We start from the raw sequence: 18034 nt of genomic DNA on the forward strand, positions 1-18034 counted from the left end.
GGACATTACAATCTGCCCAACGTAACTGGTACTTTATTTAATTGCATATCCCTTAGCAAATCTTTGAATTTGTTAGCTTGAAGAGAAAGATCTGCATTCATCACCCGCTCAGCTGCGAGATGCAATGAGATTGCTGACTCGATTGCAGAAATTCACTCATGCGGGTGGACGAACCATTCGGGTTATGGAAACATTGCTTTTACAGGCGTTGGTTTTACAGGCTCAAGGCGATCGCACGCGATCGTTCGATTTCCTCCATCAAGCCCTGAACGTTCCTAGTCAAGGAAAATACATTCGTCTATTCTCGGATGAAGGGAAACCGATGGCAGAGTTATTGCAAATAGCTGTCTTTCAGGATATTCATGCTGATGCAGCCAAACGTTTGTTAACGATACTTAACTCAGTTGAAGAGAAAAAATCAACCATCATTCAACCGTTCGTTGAACCATTAAGCGCACGTGAACTCGAAGTAATCTGGCAACTGGGATGTCGAATCAAGCGATCGCAGACCAACTGTTTGTCAGCCTCGCTGCTGTTAAATGGTACGCTCGCAACATCTATGGCAAATTAGAGGTGAACAATCGAACTCAAGCAGTCGCGAAAGCCAGAGAATTAAAACTTTTACCTTAGCAGAAATCTCTATGCCAAGACCTATCCTTTTGGCTAGTGAACCTCTGAAGCAGCCGCACCACAATACATCCAGATGCGAACTCCTGAAATGGGAGGTCTGACAATGAAAAAACAAATTGTTCATCTTTTTGTATTCAATACCTTATACCAAATCAATCTGTTAATGCTACAGATCCTTCGCCCCCTAAATCCCCCATTCTGGGGGACTTTGAAACCTAGAAAAGTCTTGACCTCTAGGGAACTCCTACATTCAAAGTCCCCCACTCGTGGGGGATTTAGGGGGCTGCAAGATCTGTAGCGTTCAAAGATCAATTTGGTATTAGCTGACTGGGAAACAGGTTTTGCGATCGCTGGAATCAACAACCCAGACATGCAAAAACATCCCGGACGTTACCAGGTACAAACAGTTGGTTTGAATGCTGAGCCTATCACAACGATCGGCGGTGTAACGATTCTTCCCGACATTACCCTTGCCGAACTCGAACCTGGAGCGATGCTGATTTTACCGGGAGGTGAAGCTTGGGATGCAGGCGAAAACTCGGAAATTCTGGAATCAGCCAAAGCACTCCTAGCAGCAGATATTCCTGTTGCAGCGATTTGTGGTGCAACCGTAGGACTCGCCCACGCCGGGATTCTAGATGATAAACCTCACACCAGCAATGCTCTAGCGTACTTGCAAGCGACCCGCTATCGAGGTGAAGCCCTTTATCAAGACCAACCTGCGGTTACCGCTGGCAATGTGATTACGGCAAACTCAACCGCGCCGATCGAGTTTGCTTACCACATCTTCAAGAAGCTAGATCTCTATGAGCCTCCAGTTCTGAAAGCCTGGTATGGACTGTTCAAGACTGGAGAGGCTTCGTACTATTTCAAGCTGCAACAATTCACAACCTCGCCCAATTGATAGTGGAGGCAAAAATGAAAGCCATTGTACAGAAACAGTTCAAGACTGAACTTAGTAAAGCGAAATCGGCGATCGCGGCACAAGAGTTTGAGACGCTAAATCCCCCACTCTGAGAGACTTTGAAACTGGGGAATGGGTCTTGAAATCTAGGAAGTCTCTCGGCTCAAAGTCCCCCAACTTTGGGGGATTTAGGGGGCACGATCAATTCTGCATTTCACGAGTGATTTGGGATTGCTATAGTGTGGATCTCGTTAGAATTCTGGGTTCACTTTTGAGGGATGGGAGCTAACTGCTGTAACAAATCATTTAGAATTTGTACTTCAGCAAGGGGGCCGCGCACCATTGTCAAATAAGCATCCATAAAATAAACCTGTCCAGTTTGAGAGATTGGCAGTGTCTTTAACAATGGAATTTGATTCCATGCTTGTTGTAGTTGTCGCCAGTCTAGAGGACGCTCATCCGCATCATTTTCGTTCCATCCGATCACAATTAAAATATCAGTTTCGATCTGGGGCAAAATCTCGATCGAAATCTGAGCATCTGCGCCTCCGAATCGGGAGTCATCTAAGCGAACATTCCTAAATCCTAATGCTTCAATTAAATCGGTATAAACACTGCGCTCCTGCCCAAAGGCATAAAAACCACTCGCTAGATCTCCAGAACTCAATAACAACACGCGGGGGTGAGTGTTAGTTATCGCAGCTAATTTCTCACGCGCTTTTGTAATACGCTCCTTTCGCGCAGCCATCAGCAATGGGATGACGGTTGCTCGATCGATCACTTGAGCAACTTGCTGAAGCGGTTTTTGCCATCCATATTGATCGTCGAGTAGAACGGTTGGCGCAATTTGGGTTAACAGGTCATTCTTGCCTTGAGTTCCTTGCCATCGTTCACCCAGGATCAAATCCGGTTTGAGCAACGCGAGTGCTTCTAAAGAAGGTTGAGAGCGATCGCCCAAATTAATTGGCTGCGTCGTCACGCGATTGCCTAAAAAAGGGATTTGCTCGATCGGGCGATTGAATGGTTGCCGACTTGCAGAAACACCTGCATAGGCAGCAGGCTGCTCTCCTAGAGATAGCAGAAGATCTAATCCATAGGGGCTGAGGACGGCAATTTTTTGAAGTTGATCCTTCGGTGCCTCGCGCATCGGGATCGGGGGAACACTTCTGCTACAGCCCCAAACGAGCAGAGTCGTTAGTGCAAAAATGGTTAGAGCGCGAACCCATTGAGCAACTATCATCGAACTGCTACCAAGTAAAACGATAACCGACTGTAATAGTTCTTCCCCTAGAAGCCGTGTTGAGCGTTTCATCAAAACCACCCAGGATTTGATTTTTCACATTGGTGTATTGATTGTTGAATAAGTTTTGAACTCCAATATTCAATGTACCAGAGCCGAGCTTAATGCTACTGACTAAATCGACCAAGAAGTAACTATCGATTCCAACTGGATCAATGCTAGCCGTGAAAGCGCGATCGCGGCTCCCAATATAAAGTGCCTGCAATCGATTTCGCCATCCTGGTAGCGTTTCATTCTCTACATAAGCGGTTAGTTTAATCGGCTGGACATCAAATGAACTGAGGGCAACGAAATTCCCTTCATCGTTTTTCAGCTCGCCTTCGACCCAACTGATTGATCCTCCCAATTGCCAGGTTTTTAAGGGTTGCCAATCAAGCGCCAACTCTATGCCATAGTTTCGCTGCGGTGCCCGTAATAATTCCACAGAAGTCTCTGTCAATTGAGTTAATGCCCCCAATTCAGAGAAGCTATAAAACGCGGCTAGAGAGGCTTGAACATTTCGCCAGTTACCGCGCACTCCAATTTCATAGTTATTCACCTTTTGCGGAGCCGTTAGTATCACATCGCGCCTGAAATCAAACCCTTCGGGAGGACGGACTAAAGCACGTCCAATCGTCGGCAGTGAGAAGCCTTGGGCAAAATTAGCAAACAAACTAATCTGCTTTGTTGCCTTATACACAGCACCTGCATTGAACACAAAATCATCAACGGTTTTATCACCTCCGAATGCGGTGACATTGTTCTCCCCTGCCACAAACTGATCAAGTACCGACACCCCAAACCGCTCATATCGGACTCCGCCGCTGAGATTAACGCGATCGCTAACCTGCCACTGCGCCTGAGAAAAGATTCCTAAGTTATTGATTGTGAATTTTGGAAAGCGAATCGCACTCCTGGTTTTCCGAGCCGTTACCCGCCTGCTGGCATCAAACTCATCCGCATCGAACACATCATAATCGGCGCGGTTAGCGTCACTAGAAGCATCTACCCCCCAGAGTAAGCTCAACGTTTTCGAGAGCGGCGTATCAAACTGGACTCTGCCCCCAATGCGTTCTGCTGTCGCCACCGATCGAGCAACGCCCAAAGGGGTTTCTGGATCAAAAGTGCGTGCATCAAACAACACATCCGCAGTTCTCGTGCGACGGTAGTAGAGTTGTGCTTGCAGTTTGCTGTTGAAGACATTGTTATGGGTGTAGTCCAAATTTGCGATCGTACCCAGGTTAACGGGATCGGTGGTATCAACGAAATTAATGGACTGATCGAGCGCCCGCGCCTTTTGAATGCCAGGAATGTCTAGCACAATCGGATCATAGTTATCAGATTGCTTATAGCGATCGTCAAACTGATTCACGCTAACTTGCAGGCGTTGTTCTGGGCTAAGTTGGAAGCCTACTTTTCCTAACGCATTGAGTGTTCTACCATCAGTAACAAAGCTTCCTGCTGCGGGAATCAGATCGCCTTCAGCATCAAAAGCTTTCGCAAGACTGTCTACAGAGAACGAAAACAGATAGTCTGTTCCGTTTTGAGTTCCTGAAATCGCTTGGCGAACAAACGTGCTAAAACTACGCGATCGCAAATTGTCAGAGTTGACGCTCACTTCTGTTTCTGCCTTGAAACCTGCTTCAGGACGACGAGTAATCAGGTTAATCACGCCCCCCGATGCACCATCACCATAGATAGCACTTGGCCCTCGAACGACCTCAACTCGCTCGATCGCAGATGAATCCAATCGTCGCAAATCGGCTCCTGTGCTATCGGTGTTGACGTTAGAGGTAATGGGTACACCATCAACCAAAACGAGCGGGGTTCGTCCTCGCAGGGATTGACCAAAGTTGCTGGTATTTTCGGTGCCAGCTCCAAGTCCTGGAATCGTCTTGCTGAGAATCGTTTGCAAATCGCGATTGATGCTGGTTTGCTGCTCAAGTTGGGCGCGGTTTAGAACGGTGGTGGAGCGAGGCACATCTGCGGGACGTTCTGCGGTGCGGGTTGCGGTGACTACGACTTCCTCTTCATCTGTCGCCGGAATCACACTTAGCGTCAATCCTGATTGAGCCGAGACGATATCCAGTTCAGGTGGACGATCAGTTCCGACAACGCGAACTTGCAGTTGAGTGGGGTTGATCTGTCTAACAGTAACGGTTGCGATACCTGCGATCGGGTTTGACGCTTGAAAGGGTTGAGTCAGGACAGCACTATTAATCTCTGCAACGATCGCGTTTCCTTCACGGCGTTGGTTCTGGGCTTTAAGAACAGTGCCATCAGCCGTAGTAAAAATAAGCTCGATGCCGTCCTGTAGGCGTTCTAGCTCAATCTCAGTCACCTGAGTCGGAGCCTGTGCAAGGAGAGTTTGAGCGCTGGTGGAAACGGCTGGGCGGTCTTTAACAGTTGAAATTTCATTGGCGTGGACACCCTCTGACACGATTGCGCTCAAAGCACCCACGATAACGGTCAAGGAACTCAAGTAGACTCTCATGATTTCTCCTCACATCACACTGCAACCCTGCTTATTCAGAATTGCAATTCTTTCTCAATAGAGTACAGCGATCGATGAGGCAATTTAAATCACATTATGTCCTTTAACCGGACTTTTTCTGTCTCCGAGCGGGACTTTTTTGATCAATCGTATCTGGGGCTGGTTCCAAACTTTTTCTTAAATGCTTTGTAGAATGCGCCTCGGCTGGTGTACCCAACTTGTTGTGCAATCTGATTAACGCTGATATGTTTGTTCATAAGCAATTGAGCCGCCTGCTGCATTCGATACTCATAAAGGTATCCGAATACAGTTGTACCAAACACAGATCGAAACCCTTGTTTAAGCTTACGATCGTTTAATCCTACCTGCCGTGCTAATTCAATCAGCGAGGGCGGACAAGCAACGCGCTGAATCAGAATGTCTCTGGCTTGGTGAATGCGATCGCGCTCATCCGATTTTAGCGAAGGAGAAGATAGCTGAACCTCTGAAAGTTGATCAAGCTTTAGCGCAATCAGTTCTAAACACTTACTTTCTAGATAAATTCGCTTGGTCAATCCCTGAAAAGGACAGTTAAAAATCTGCTCGATCGCCAGTTTCATACTGGGTGTTATTGTTCCAGATGTGCTGTAAGTCGCTGAATGAATTTGGGACACTAACTGACAAAATTCTGATGGAAATTGGCTCAAATCGTCAGGGAGAAACCTTCGCAACAAATCAGACGATTTGAGGTGAATATCAACTTTCTGAATCGGAACCCGTCCTGAGATATGGCTTACAGTCGCTTCGCTGACTTCTCCTTCAGGTGTCCAATCTAGAAAATTTACCTTTCCTGATCGTCCTGAGTATTCCCCAGATAGATTGAAACCAAATTCAATCTCGTTACTGGTCACAGTCTCATCGTATTCAACTGACAAACCTTGATGAAACGTCTTCTGTATAAGTAATAAATCAATATCAGGAAGCGCAATCCAACGATCGTATCCATTCCCTAATTCTGTCGGACATCGGCAAACAACATCTTCAAAACCCTGTTCTAAAAATTGACGATCGTGCTGCCAAAGCTGACGATACTCTTGTTCCGAAAATGTATGAGTTGATTTAGTCAAGTTATGGCTCCTCTTCGTCTGAATCACCATCTGCTGAGAAGGACAAGGCTGAAGGAATACAAGCAAACAGCGCAGATTCTATCTGTTTGGGAAGCTTGTCCCAGATCAATGCACCTTTGCGATGGTTGATGTACATCCGTGTAAGCTGGAGTAAAGCAGAGGCGTGTTCTTCATCGGGCGGCAAATCAACTAGCAGATAGCTTCGTTTTTCTGGATTTGCCAAAGCAACAACACAGCCCCGACTGCACGCCCACAAGCATCCAACAGGTTTGATTTCTAGCTCCTCTGGGGCAAATTGTTGAACCGATAGAGTGTTGAGCGCATCAAGCAAAATGCCGCCCTCAAGAGGCTGATTTTCTGCGGGTTCCTCAGAAGAGCGATGACAGGATTTACAAACAAAGAGAGTATGCTTGGTCATGGATTTAGAGGGTGTGAAAGTAATAGCTGGGGAAGCTCTTCTAGCATTAGGAAACTAGACATCGGTTCACCAATTACACTACCCCATAATGTGTAATCGACAAAGTAAACTCGTTTTTCTTTCCAGGCTTGTGAGTTCCGTAATAGAGGAGTTTCAGCCCATTTTTGTTTGAGTTCTGTGATCGGAGCTTGGTAAGTCGATCGACCATCCCAACTATCGAGCCAGGTACTCACAATCATCATATCTGTATCAATTTGAGCAAGGGTTTCCAGGTTAATCTGTGGTCTGTCTCCCAGTTGTTTGGCTACATCTGTAAGTGGTACAGGTTGAAATCCCAGGTTCCTCATAAGCTGGTCAGCCTCTCCGCTGTTCATCACCTCGATATAGTCCATTGTTCGGCTACAAGCAATATTGAGAACTCTTGGGTGAGTTTTCACTAGTGTCGCGAGTTGGGTGCGAACTTTCTCCAGTTGTTGCTGTTGTGAGGTAACGACTGATGATACATTCTCTCGATAGTTCAAAGCTTGGGCAACCGTTTTAAGGTTATCGCGCCAATCCTGTTTATGATCAATCAAGATAGTTGGAGCAAGCGAAGAAAATACTTGATGTGCTTGACCCTTCAAACCTAGGATCAAATCAGGTTTAAGTAAAGTTAGAATTTCTAGAGAAGGAGAAGAACGATCGCCTAAATTTATTGGCTGACTGGTGACAAATTTACCCAGGTAAGGGATTTGCTCACTAGGATTGTCGAAGTGGCGCGATCGCACTAAATAAGCATCGGCATAAGCCGCAGGCTGCACACCAAGTGCTAACATCAGACTCAACAGCTTAGGTTCAAGAACTGCGATCTTTTGAGGTGTACCGCAAATCTGAGTTTTTCCTCCTGCATGTTCCACGCTTCGACAATCAGCAGATGGCGATCGGTGACTTTCTAACCTAGAATTTTGAGGGCTACCACCTTGACAAGCGGTGATCAAGATAGCTATTAGCAAAGCCCAGCTAATGTATTTAGAAAAGAAAGCGATCGCGCTGCGGCAAGTTTCCAGGAACATTGCGAACTCAATAACAATCAGGCTCAGAACTGAATCGAGAACGAGCCGATTACAGTGAAAGGGGCACCAGGATAGATGATATCTCTACCTTGAGAAGTCTCATAGTAAGTTTTATTAAAAAGATTTCGGAAATTCAGTGCTATTCTCCAGTTATCCCGCTTGTAGTAAATTGCTGAATCTGTTCTAAAGTAGCTGGGTAGAATGCTTGTATTTTCCAAGTCAGCGTTTCTATCTCCCACATAGTAAAGTCCCAAGCCAAAGCCCAAACCCTTTAAGTTACCGCTTTGAAGTTCATAGCTAGTCCACAAGCTTGCTGCATGTCTGGGAACATTAATCAGCCGATTCCCCACAGGAATGTTGTTATCTTCCGAGGTGATCGCATCGGTATAGGCGTAAGATGCAATGATATTCCAACCTGGTGAAATTTCACCGCTAACATCTAGCTCGATGCCCTTGCTTTTCTGTTCTCCCACCTGTATCGAAGAATCGGGATCGTTGGGGTCGGGGGTCAAAACGTTGGTTTTAGTAATTTGAAAGGCTGCTAGAGTTGCCGAAAGTCGGTTACTGATATCTGCCTTGATACCGATTTCATACTGTGTTCCTTCTGTTGGCTTGAAGGGTTCGCTTGTTGCAGATCGACCGAGAAATCGATCGGGTTGAAACGATCGAGCATAGCTGGCATAGAGAGAAATGGGTTTAATGGGTTGGTAAACAATACCAGCACGGGGACTAAAAGCAGTGAGAGATTCTTCTTCAGGGGTTCCGAAGTCATCTTTGCGGCGGAAAGCATCAAAGCGACCTCCCACTAAAAGTTTGAGGTTTTCTGCTAAGGTAATTTGATCCTGAAGATAGATCCCCAGGGTATCTCTTCGGGTTGTGTAAGAGAACGTTTTTTCATCAGGGATAGCAGGGAATTCAACATCATAATTGGGATTAAAAATGTCTAGCAGGATGGGGTCTGCCACATCGAACGAGCTATAAGTCCAGTCATTTCTTCTTAGCTCTACCCCCAGTAAGGGTTGATGAACAATCGATCCCGTCTTGAACCGTCCTACTAATTCTGTTTGCAGGGTGTAGATTTTTCGTGAGAAATTGTCCCGACCAATATAAATTGGGGCAAATTGATCATCAACTAGACCATACCCACCGATCGCATAAGTCCCTTCTGATCGACCGGACACAAAAGAAAACGCATTGCGAAGTTGCCAGTCTTTGCTAAATTGATGCTCCAGCCTGTAGCCAACCCGAAACGTGCTATCGTCATAAACGCTTTGTGGCAGACCGATCAATCGACTAATGGGAATGGGAGCAGGTCGATCGCCAAGAGAAGGAAGTCCACGATCGAACAGGTAATTACTGTTCTGGTATTCAAGGTCGAAAGTTAAGGTTGTGCGATCGCTAATATTCCAGGTAATGACGGGCGCAACAAAAACACGTTCTGTAAAGTTAAAATCTCGAAAACTCTCAGAATTTTGATAAGCGGCATTTAACCGATATAACACTGAACTATTAGGGGTAAGCGGTCCAGAAATATCAAAACTGGGGCGATAAAAAGCATAGCTGCCGACATTGAATTCTGCTGAATAATAGGGAGTTCTGAGCGGTTGTTTTGTGACCACATTGACAATTCCTCCCGGTTCAGCCTGACCAAATAGAACAGAAGCAGGCCCTTTGAGAACTTCTATTCGATCGATATTTGCTGTATCGACCGTAGAGTAAAAGTCATTGTCAGCCAATCCATTGCGGAAATTTCCATCCTGAGCAAAGCCACGGATGTTAAATCCACCCGCATCTGTACCTCCGTAGTTACCTTCTTTACGGACACCGCTAACATTCTCCAATGCCTCTTGTATTCGCGTTGTCTTTTGGTCGTCTAAGATTTGACGGGGAATTACTTGAATCGAACCGGGAATATCTCGCAATGGAGTATCAGTTCTGGTCGCTGTACTTGCATTAGGTACGCGATAGCCACGTTGCTGCCGTTCCGTTACAACAATCTCTTCATCGGGTTCATCCGGCTCTGAATTCAAGCTGTAGCTCAATCTTCCTGCTTTCAGACTGACTTCAGAGGTAGGCAGGCTATTAATTCCTGCTACGCTCACTCGAACGATGTTGGTTTCCTGTTGGACAACGTGCACACTGGCAATGTCAGCAGTCGGATTATCAGCAACAAAGGCTTGAGATCCCGGTAAGACCAGTACAGCATTTGGAATATCTGCAATTCGGTTATTGCCTTCCGATCGAAATTTGCTCGCATCAATTTGTAGCGGTTTGCCCTCTGCCGTTTGTAAAACGATCTCCAGCCCCGCATCGGTGCGATTCAAGCTCACTCCTGTTACTTGCACAGTAGCCGCTTCGATCTGGGCAATCCATTCTTTAACTGTGGTAGCGTGGCGATTGTGATGAGTAGACTTAGTTTCCGCCAATCCTGATAAAGCAGACCCGCTCACTAAACTGCCTGACAGCACGAACATTGATCCATAAAATCGGACTTTACTCATGCACTGCGAATTGATTCTGCTCATCTTCCACACACCAACGAAAGCTCTAACTAAGAATTACTTTCAAGAAGATATCGGGAAACAGAAGGGAATAGACGATCGCGATCGCGCACAAACGGATTGTTTTGCTCCTCAAACGGATTTTTTGCTTAGTAGGTAGGACTTAGGATTCATGCCAAACTGTTTCCGAAACGCTTCGGCAAAACGGCTTTGGCTGACGTATCCCACTGACTGAGCCACTTCTTTCACATTCATGCGTCGCTCAGTAAGCAATTGACGTGCTGTTTCCATCCGATGTTGATGCAAATAGCCAAATACCGTTGTTCCAAACACCTGCCGGAATCCCCCCTTCAACTTAAAATCATTCAACCCAACCTGCCGCGCGAGTTCCATCAGTGACGGAGGATGATCAGCATTCTCTGTCATGATTTTTTTAGCTAAGTGAATGCGATCGATATCATCTAGGTTTAACGAAAGGAAAGACTTGCGAGTATATTGATCTGGGTTTTTAAGCTGCTCTAACTTCAGAGCAACCAACTCCAAACATTGACTCTCTAAATAAATTTGTTTAGTTCTTCCTTGAAATGAACAGTGTAGGATCTTCTCTAACGTCGATCGCATTGCGGGTGTAATCACATTAAACTCATCAAACCGTTTTCCGTCGCAGTCTTCAACACATTGCCGAATCTCGATGGGTAGCTCTTCTAAAGTGTCGATAATCAGTCGGCTTACCTCATTCGGAGTTTCTAACTCAATATCAACTTTCAAGACTGGATCGTTGGCATAAGTAATCCATGTTCCCTTGCCTTCATAGGCTCCCCATTCCAGAAAGCTCTCCCCAGTACACTTATTATTACGATTCCCTGATAGATTAAATCCAATTTCCCAGGCTGTCTCAGACACTTCATCTTTGAGATGCAAATCGTGATGCAGTTGATAATTGAAGAGCATTAGATTGATTCCCCGGAACTGAATTGATCGGACGTATCCCTCCCCAAATTGCTCAGGCACAATCTCAACCCGTTCACAATAGCCTGAATGACTGGAGACTAAAGGAGCAGGGTTGCAAACTTTCCACAACTCATCATAGTCTGCGCGAGAGATGGTAATTGCCATGATAGGTTTAGGGAGTTGCAGGACGAATTCAGTTTAATGCAACTCATTCTCAACTAAGTGAAGAAAATAGTCAAGTGTTTAAGGTTGAATGGTACTTACTTAAGGGTCGGGGTTTGAGAAAATAGAGCAAGAAAAAGCTCCAACCCTGGTCTTTTTGAGGTCACAGGCTGGGAGTGACTAAAATAACTAGCTCCACTATGCCAAACTCTGCTGAAATTCTCAAGCAAACATTCGCCAACAGGGTCGGTTTACCGTTTCAACAGATCCTGCCTGAATCTGTGATAGCCAGGGTCTTGGTCGAAGAGACCGTGAGCTATCGGGATCGTCTGTTTAATCCGTTCGTGACGCTGTGGGCATTTCTATCCCCGGTGTTCGACAGCGACAAGCGTTGTCGCAAGGCGGTGAGTCGGGTGATCAGTTGGTTAGCCAGTGCAGGGTGACCAGTCTCCACTTGACAACTGGCGTGACAGGGCGCAAGACAACATCTGAGAAACTTTATCCCATCCTTGGCTTATGCCCCTCCCCAACCGCGTCACGACCTTTATCACATCCTGTTGCATGTCGTTTCACAATCCCTGATTCCAGACCGTCCCAATCGTCATGAACCTAGAGTTAGAAAACGCAGACCGAAAGCCTTCCCCCTGATGAAGCAGCCTCGCTCAATTCTCAAAGCTAGTCTAGCTCGTTGATTGACCTTAAGTAAGTATTCCTCTCTAGTTGAGGTAGTAAAGTTGTCACCTCTTTGCTCACTCCAATAAAGATTAAAGGGAACTGATCCTTCCTCTTGGCTAGTAAGGATGCACGCTTCGACACCAACGCTACTGTAACCAGAACCAACGGCATCCCTTCGACCTTGCTGAGTAGCAGTTACGAAGTTGTCTCCCCTCTGAGAGTTCCAATACAGTGACAAGGGGTTTAATCTTGACGTTTGTGCAATGGCTGAACCAACAACTGTGAAAATTATGGCAAGACCTGCTAAGGCTGGAACTAAAGCTTTTCTAGCCAAAGTACGCATTTGAGTTACTCCTGATTACAAATATTGCTCAGACTATTTCAATCCGCGATCCTGCACAGACAATCCCATCTCAAACTTGGCTTCCCACAATTAACCCCCGGTCGCGTCCGCAACAATAGCTGAGGCGGCATAACGTTCCCAATCACCCGCCGCAGAAAACCTTGAACACTAACAGACAACCTATCAACGGTCGGGTGCATTGGGGTTGTTATGCGGCGATCGCCACTATGTTTTCTCCGTTTGTAAAGCCCCTGGAAATATGCTTATAAACCCCTGGAAATATATCCAAAGCCATCGGTGCACTAGGATAAAGCAAGCAGAGATAAATTCTCATCTTCATAAAACACAGTTTAATCGCGTCAAAATTTCGACGCAGCAAGCTTTCAACTTGCGATGTCGAACAGTTTCCAAGTCGCAGCCAAATAACTTTCGGTGGATTTCCAAATACTAAGCTCAAGTCGTGCATGTCAGCGTCTTTCGAGACAATCATCAAATTATTGTCTTTTGCATAATCCCAAACTATTGGATCGATCGTTGCTTTCATGCCCACATCTCGAACGTGAAGCGAGTTTGGGAAAAGATCACTTAAACGGTTCGGCAACTTGGGCGACAAGTTTTCATCAAAAAGTAATTTCATGCAGATAATGGAGCGGTCATAAACCGCCGTTCACGATCAGCGGCATAAGCAATGCATGCTTTTAAATCTTCTCGCGTCAGATCAGGAAAATCATCAAGGATTTCTGCTTCGGTCATCTCGGAAGCCAAGTACTCAAGCACTTCATAAACCGTAATACGCAAACCACGGACGCAAGGCTTACCACCACGTTTATCAGGCTCAATCGTAATGTGATTTCGGTAGTTCATAGATTATCCTCGCATCTCCATTCGTTGCCTGCGTCCCACAAGTTTTGTATCCCCTGTATATAAAAATCATACCAGAATCCATCTTTTGTCCGTAATGTGAATTTTGGCTTTGCTCCACCTGGCACTTTAAATGCATAGTTTCTGATATACAAAATACCAGAGGCAGAATCAGGGTTGATCCCGACGACACCATATCCAAGCGGATAGTGAATTGTGCGAATTATTAGGTGAGATTTTCTTCAAATGACAAAAGGATTTTAGCCCGGTTTCAATATCAGAACATGTCGTTTTTACATTTGCTAAACCATAAACACGCATTTCTTCAAACTCAACGACCCTTGGATCTGGATGAACAGTAAGTATTTTGATTGAGTGACCTTTTTTAAGTTTTTGCTCAATAACTGAACAAAAATCTCTAGCGTGTTTTGCACCAAGTACACCAATAAGCCATATATCAGGAGCATCTTCTATATCTTGTTCTAAAGTTGGAGGTGATTTCTCGTTGAAAATACTTTCAGCAGAGGGGGTTAACTTATCAGCTAACTGCTCAATGCGGTAGCGACTGCCCAAGATGGTAATTGTTATCAAACCCAAGATAACAAGCGTTAGTGGAGCAACTAAAGTCGGTGAAAGAACACCAACTAGATTAAGAATGCCAACTAAGATCGCAGTCGGAACTGTAAGATACAGATCAATATTGTCGCCTCGCTTGATATCGTTTAGTATACGATTCAGTAGCTTCATAAGTGCTTATAGAAACTGGAATGTAGCCGTATAACGACTCAAATCAGCGGCGGCAGATCACCTCGAACTTAGCACCAGTGGCTCTTAACCGTCCGCTGCATTTGAATTGTTAGCTGGCGTTGTACGCTGCTGTAGCCATTCTACCCATGCCTCGCGCCCTAGCTCACCTGATGCGATCGCCAACACAACGTGTTCCTGCTCATCTACAGAGGCGTTAATTTCCAATCTATTCAGGACAAGAAAAGTCTCCATCGCAGCATGACCTGTACGTTTGTTTCCATCCACGAATGGATGGTTCATGATAATCGAAAACCCCAATGCTGCTGCTTTTTCCAGCAAACCTGGGTACAACTCCTCTCCATCAAACGTCATTCGGGGCTGGGCGATCGCTGACTCCAACAACCCTACATCTCGAATACCAAATGCTCCACTGGATTGCTCAATGACTCTGCGATGTAGTTCCAGCACCTCGATTAACGTCAGGAAACGCATTATGCTAACCGCTGATACAACTCAGCATTTTTTGTTAGCACATAATTGGTTGCATCAACAAACTCAGGCTTTTGAGAGTTGAGCCAATCCTCCAGGCTTGCCTTCAGTAGAACTTCGAGCGCAATCCCATGAACAGTTGCTAAATCTTGCAGCTTTTGGAATTGAGTTTCTGAAAGGTCAAGGGTAATAGAAGCCACAGCGATCGCCCTCCTAGTGTTTCTGAGTCAAGTTTAACATTCACACCTAACCGATAATCTTGCTGTACCATCCCAGCCCAAAAGCTTTGCAGGCTAACGTGAAGTTCAACGGCGGCGCGATCGCGATGATGCCAACGAGAAACTCTTCAACTGTCCGTTGCAACGACAGGTTAGCCCGCCGCTTCCGGTTTAACGAGTTGACTTGCCGCGCCGCTAAACTCAGCGATCGCACCCCAACAAGTAGAACGCGAATCTCAACCGCAGCAAGTAGAACACGAATCTCAACCGCCCACGCGATCAACGAAGGAAACAAGATCTGGCGCATCCCTACGAGAGTCGGGATAACGTTGCCCATCACCCGCCGCAGATAACCTCTCGAACCTCACCGATCACCTCTCAACGGTCGGGTGCATGGGCGTTGTTATACGGCACTTTGTTGACTAAAACTTTTGGCTTTTGCTTGATTTACTATTTGCTAATTGATATACCAAGGTCAAAAGCTAAAGTAATGTAGCTTCAAAAAACTTAGCTTGCATAACATTAACCGTAACCAAATGATCGCCCCGCTCAGATGGATTCCCAAAATGAGGAACCCCACGACCACTTAATCTCAAAACTGCACCGTTTTGAGTTCCTGATGGTATTTTTAATGAGCCAGAGCCATCCAGAATATTGATATTTAGATTACAACCTGAGTCAGCTTGTGCTTGGCTGATTTTGATGATTGACAGAATATTTGTACCATCTCTCTTTAATTCTTCATCTTCATCGACAAACAAGTAAACATATAAGTCACCTTCTGAACCTCCGAATCCTCCAGCATCACCTGAGCCAGTTACTCTTAAACGTGTTCCGGTATCTACTCCCGCTGGAATAGAGATCCTGAGCAATTTAGCTTCTTGTATTCGTCCCTCTCCATTACAGTTTGAGCAAGAGGATCTTGTTAGCATTTTTTTGGGGGAACCAGTTCCTGCACAAGTCTGACACTGCTCTAAGTGACTGATTTTGATTTCTTTATCTCCGCCAAATGCAGCCTCTCTAAAGGCTAACTTTAAATCTAGTCTTAAATCATCTCCTCGAACCGCTTGGTTTGCTCCCGGTGATGGGGTTTCCGAACTCTCTTGTGGTGACTTTGATTTTCTTAATGATTTCATTTTGGAAATTTTCTCCGCTGCATATGAACCCGCAGTCAATATTCCTCCAAGTGCTGCAAGTCCCGCGAACACTCCTGTGTATGCCACTGCTGATTTGACAGGATCTGTCTGAGTTTTCGCTGCATTTTTCGCTATTTTGTGTAGAGTCTCGCGACTATGCGACTGCTCTAAAAGACGACCCACAGATCTAAAATTCTTTCCAGCCGATTCATACAACTGATCTGATTGACCACTTTTCCACACATTGGTCATACAATAAGTGGCAAAATGTTCACAGTTGTTTCTAAAAAGATCATATCCTGACTTCCCTATACAGGACTCTGCTCTTTGTATAATGGCATCAGCATAACTATGCTGATCAGGAGGACATGGATTGAATACTAAAATCTCACTTACCGGAAGGGGATGACAGAACTTCTCAAGACTATCCCTACGGATCTTAGCTTGACCAGACGGCTTACCATTTCCATCAAAGTGGATCACTGTACCATCACCACAGTAAATGCCGTGATGCGTAACCAAGTCACCAAATCTAGTCTTTACACAAATATGGTCACCCTTATTCATTTCTTGGCTCTCCTTTTTTGTCTAGTAGACTTCGGCGCAGATACACCTACCATTTCCCTGACTGATTACTGGCTGGCGAAGCCTTCTACTTGAAGCGATGGTAGGTCAACTCCAGCCAAGGTCTACTAGTCAGTTATTATTAACAATACCCTTAAAATGTAAACTTTCTCCTAGCCCTTTTTTCGGCAATTCTAGACACCCATTCAGGTACTTGAGGACTAGTCTGTAATGCTTCAATCATGCTTGTTGAAAAGGCATCTACTTTCTCCTTTACTTGCTTCAAAACTTCATCAGAATCTGCTGAACTACATTCAATGGCAACTTTGCGAGCCTCTATATTAATGGCAATAAACCTGTCCTTAGCTTTCTTATGCTGTGAAGATCTATCAGCAGGATTCAAGAATGTTGTGATTGCGGATAAAACAGCTACTGACGCTGTTAGTGCCGCAGCAGGAGCCTTTCCAAAAGATTCTGACAAAGCTGAGATACTGGCAATGGAAGCGAGAAGAGTAGTAAGTATGCCTATGTACAGATACCAGTTCATCCAAAAGTTTGCCATATAATTATAAGATTCAGTCTGAACCAAAGCATCTTTTGCTAAGTGTTCTAAATTATCTAGAAGTTTATCTTTCAAGGAACCAGTCATTTTTCAACTCTATAAACTTTCGGAGTTGTACCAATGGGATTTCTAGCTCAAATCTACGAAAAAGTTATCTCAGCGATGCTAGCTATTCCAATCATGAAAGATTGGATAACAGCAACAATGCTATTGCTAATCATCATGGCAACCTGTTTGCCTTTGGGACTTTGGTGTAAATTTCTGGATATCAGAATACCAGAGTTATCAGCTACAAAAACTATCAGTGTTTTAGTTAACCGTTTTCTTTTTCCTTGTTTTGCTGAAGAACTCATATTTCGTGTTCTATTACTCCCTGCAAAGAACAGTCCCATTCCAATAAAAACTCAATTACTTTTAGGAGCAGTGAGCTTAACTGCTTATGTAGCAAGTCACCCTCTTAATGCAACCCTGTTTTATAAGCAAGCCTCAGGAATTTTCACCAACCCATTCTTTCTACTCTCGACCGCGATCTTAGGAATTGCCTGTACTTTTGCATACATGGCATCTGGTTCAATCTGGACTCCTATTGCAATTCATTGGATTACGATCATAAGCTGGTTGCTTGCGCTAGGTGGATACTCAAAACTAGGATTTACTGAAAAATAAGCATTTTTACCGATAACCTCATCATATTTTGATATTGATTATTGACGAACTGCTCTGCCTTTGACCTCTGTCACCTTGCCGTATAACTTATGTTTAGACTGATCTCGTCTAGATAACCTCCCTGATTCGGGTGATTAGACTGAAAGTTGTCTGGCTAACCCTCCAAATTTGGCGATTAGGCTGAAAACTCTCTGTCTAACTCTCCAAACTTGAGATTAGGGCAGACAAGGCTCTGCATAACACCCCGAAATTGGAGAGTTAGGCAGAATTACGCTT

The 18034-nt window shown here is 45.0% G+C and carries 19 protein-coding genes and 1 pseudogene; 5 read left to right on the plus strand and 15 right to left on the minus strand.

Annotation, left to right across the window (positions count from 1 at the left end):
* Window positions 1-112: 112 nt before the first annotated feature.
* From ACKFKH_RS32030 to ACKFKH_RS32040, 3 genes and pseudogenes are all read left to right on the plus strand, one after another.
* Window positions 113-334: pseudogene (locus ACKFKH_RS32030) on the plus strand (hypothetical protein); the annotation flags it as partial.
* A 152-nt stretch (window positions 335-486) separates the two neighbouring features.
* Window positions 487-630 carry a helix-turn-helix transcriptional regulator gene (locus ACKFKH_RS32035; RefSeq protein WP_446862438.1) on the plus strand — a complete coding sequence of 48 codons (144 nt, stop codon included), beginning with the start codon at window positions 487-489 and terminating at the stop codon, window positions 628-630.
* 313 nt (window positions 631-943) lie between these two features.
* Complete coding sequence (locus ACKFKH_RS32040) at window positions 944-1534, plus strand: type 1 glutamine amidotransferase family protein (protein WP_446862439.1); 591 nt, start codon at window positions 944-946, stop codon at window positions 1532-1534.
* A 265-nt stretch (window positions 1535-1799) separates the two neighbouring features.
* Here the strand turns inward: ACKFKH_RS32040 and ACKFKH_RS32045 are convergent, their stop codons facing one another.
* The 7 genes from ACKFKH_RS32045 to ACKFKH_RS32075 all read right to left on the minus strand — a co-directional run bounded on the left by ACKFKH_RS32045 (window position 1800) and on the right by ACKFKH_RS32075 (window position 11500).
* Window positions 1800-2774, minus strand: coding sequence for an iron-siderophore ABC transporter substrate-binding protein (locus tag ACKFKH_RS32045; protein ID WP_446862440.1), 975 nt, complete (start codon window positions 2772-2774; stop codon window positions 1800-1802).
* A gap of 7 nt (window positions 2775-2781) precedes the next feature.
* Window positions 2782-5307, minus strand: coding sequence for a TonB-dependent receptor domain-containing protein (locus ACKFKH_RS32050; protein WP_446862441.1), 2526 nt, complete (start codon window positions 5305-5307; stop codon window positions 2782-2784).
* 143 nt (window positions 5308-5450) lie between these two features.
* Window positions 5451-6413 carry a helix-turn-helix transcriptional regulator gene (locus tag ACKFKH_RS32055; RefSeq protein WP_446862442.1) on the minus strand — a complete coding sequence of 321 codons (963 nt, stop codon included), beginning with the start codon at window positions 6411-6413 and terminating at the stop codon, window positions 5451-5453.
* A gap of 1 nt (window position 6414) precedes the next feature.
* Entirely contained in the window at window positions 6415-6831 is a 417-nt protein-coding gene (locus tag ACKFKH_RS32060) for a DUF1636 family protein (protein ID WP_446862443.1), read from the minus strand.
* Window positions 6828-7883: an ABC transporter substrate-binding protein gene (locus ACKFKH_RS32065; protein ID WP_446862444.1), complete on the minus strand. Its 1056-nt coding sequence runs from the start codon at window positions 7881-7883 to the stop codon at window positions 6828-6830. The genes ACKFKH_RS32060 and ACKFKH_RS32065 overlap by 4 nt, the downstream gene beginning before the upstream one ends.
* 23 nt (window positions 7884-7906) lie before the next feature.
* Window positions 7907-10384: a TonB-dependent siderophore receptor gene (locus ACKFKH_RS32070; protein WP_446862445.1), complete on the minus strand. Its 2478-nt coding sequence runs from the start codon at window positions 10382-10384 to the stop codon at window positions 7907-7909.
* Between the two features lie 132 nt (window positions 10385-10516).
* The gene (locus ACKFKH_RS32075) at window positions 10517-11500 is read right to left on the minus strand and encodes a helix-turn-helix transcriptional regulator (protein WP_446862446.1); all 984 of its coding nucleotides are present in this window, start codon (window positions 11498-11500) and stop codon (window positions 10517-10519) included.
* A gap of 197 nt (window positions 11501-11697) precedes the next feature.
* Here ACKFKH_RS32075 and ACKFKH_RS32080 point away from each other — a divergent pair, with 197 nt between their 5' ends.
* Window positions 11698-11940 (plus strand): hypothetical protein, encoded by a 243-nt coding sequence (locus ACKFKH_RS32080; RefSeq protein ID WP_446862447.1) that lies wholly within the window; start codon window positions 11698-11700, stop codon window positions 11938-11940.
* Window positions 11941-12723: 783 nt separating this feature from the next.
* On the opposite strand, the gene ACKFKH_RS32085 is transcribed toward ACKFKH_RS32080, so the two are convergent.
* The 8 genes from ACKFKH_RS32085 to ACKFKH_RS32120 form a co-directional block, all read right to left on the minus strand.
* On the minus strand, window positions 12724-13152 hold the full coding sequence (locus tag ACKFKH_RS32085) for a DUF5615 family PIN-like protein (protein ID WP_446862448.1): 429 nt from the start codon (window positions 13150-13152) through the stop codon (window positions 12724-12726).
* Window positions 13149-13379, minus strand: a complete 231-nt coding sequence (locus ACKFKH_RS32090) for a DUF433 domain-containing protein (RefSeq protein WP_446862449.1) — start codon at window positions 13377-13379, stop codon at window positions 13149-13151. Before ACKFKH_RS32090 ends, ACKFKH_RS32085 begins: the two co-directional genes overlap by 4 nt.
* 168 nt (window positions 13380-13547) lie before the next feature.
* Entirely contained in the window at window positions 13548-14123 is a 576-nt protein-coding gene (locus tag ACKFKH_RS32095) for a hypothetical protein (RefSeq protein WP_446862450.1), read from the minus strand.
* A gap of 84 nt (window positions 14124-14207) precedes the next feature.
* The gene (locus tag ACKFKH_RS32100; RefSeq protein ID WP_446862451.1) at window positions 14208-14615 is read right to left on the minus strand and encodes a type II toxin-antitoxin system death-on-curing family toxin; all 408 of its coding nucleotides are present in this window, start codon (window positions 14613-14615) and stop codon (window positions 14208-14210) included.
* Complete coding sequence (locus tag ACKFKH_RS32105) at window positions 14615-14812, minus strand: DNA-binding protein (protein WP_446862452.1); 198 nt, start codon at window positions 14810-14812, stop codon at window positions 14615-14617. The genes ACKFKH_RS32100 and ACKFKH_RS32105 overlap by 1 nt, the downstream gene beginning before the upstream one ends.
* A gap of 46 nt (window positions 14813-14858) precedes the next feature.
* Window positions 14859-15167: a hypothetical protein gene (locus ACKFKH_RS32110; protein WP_446862453.1), complete on the minus strand. Its 309-nt coding sequence runs from the start codon at window positions 15165-15167 to the stop codon at window positions 14859-14861.
* A 145-nt stretch (window positions 15168-15312) separates the two neighbouring features.
* A complete protein-coding gene (locus ACKFKH_RS32115; RefSeq protein WP_446862454.1) occupies window positions 15313-16533 on the minus strand; it encodes a DnaJ C-terminal domain-containing protein in 1221 nt (406 codons plus the stop codon).
* A gap of 151 nt (window positions 16534-16684) precedes the next feature.
* The gene (locus tag ACKFKH_RS32120) at window positions 16685-17179 is read right to left on the minus strand and encodes an SLATT domain-containing protein (protein ID WP_446862455.1); all 495 of its coding nucleotides are present in this window, start codon (window positions 17177-17179) and stop codon (window positions 16685-16687) included.
* Between the two features lie 33 nt (window positions 17180-17212).
* Between ACKFKH_RS32120 and ACKFKH_RS32125 the strand changes: the two genes are divergently transcribed.
* Window positions 17213-17758 (plus strand): CPBP family glutamic-type intramembrane protease, encoded by a 546-nt coding sequence (locus ACKFKH_RS32125; protein ID WP_446862456.1) that lies wholly within the window; start codon window positions 17213-17215, stop codon window positions 17756-17758.
* Window positions 17759-18034 lie beyond the last annotated feature (276 nt).

Source organism: Phormidesmis sp. 146-20 (assembly GCF_052939475.1).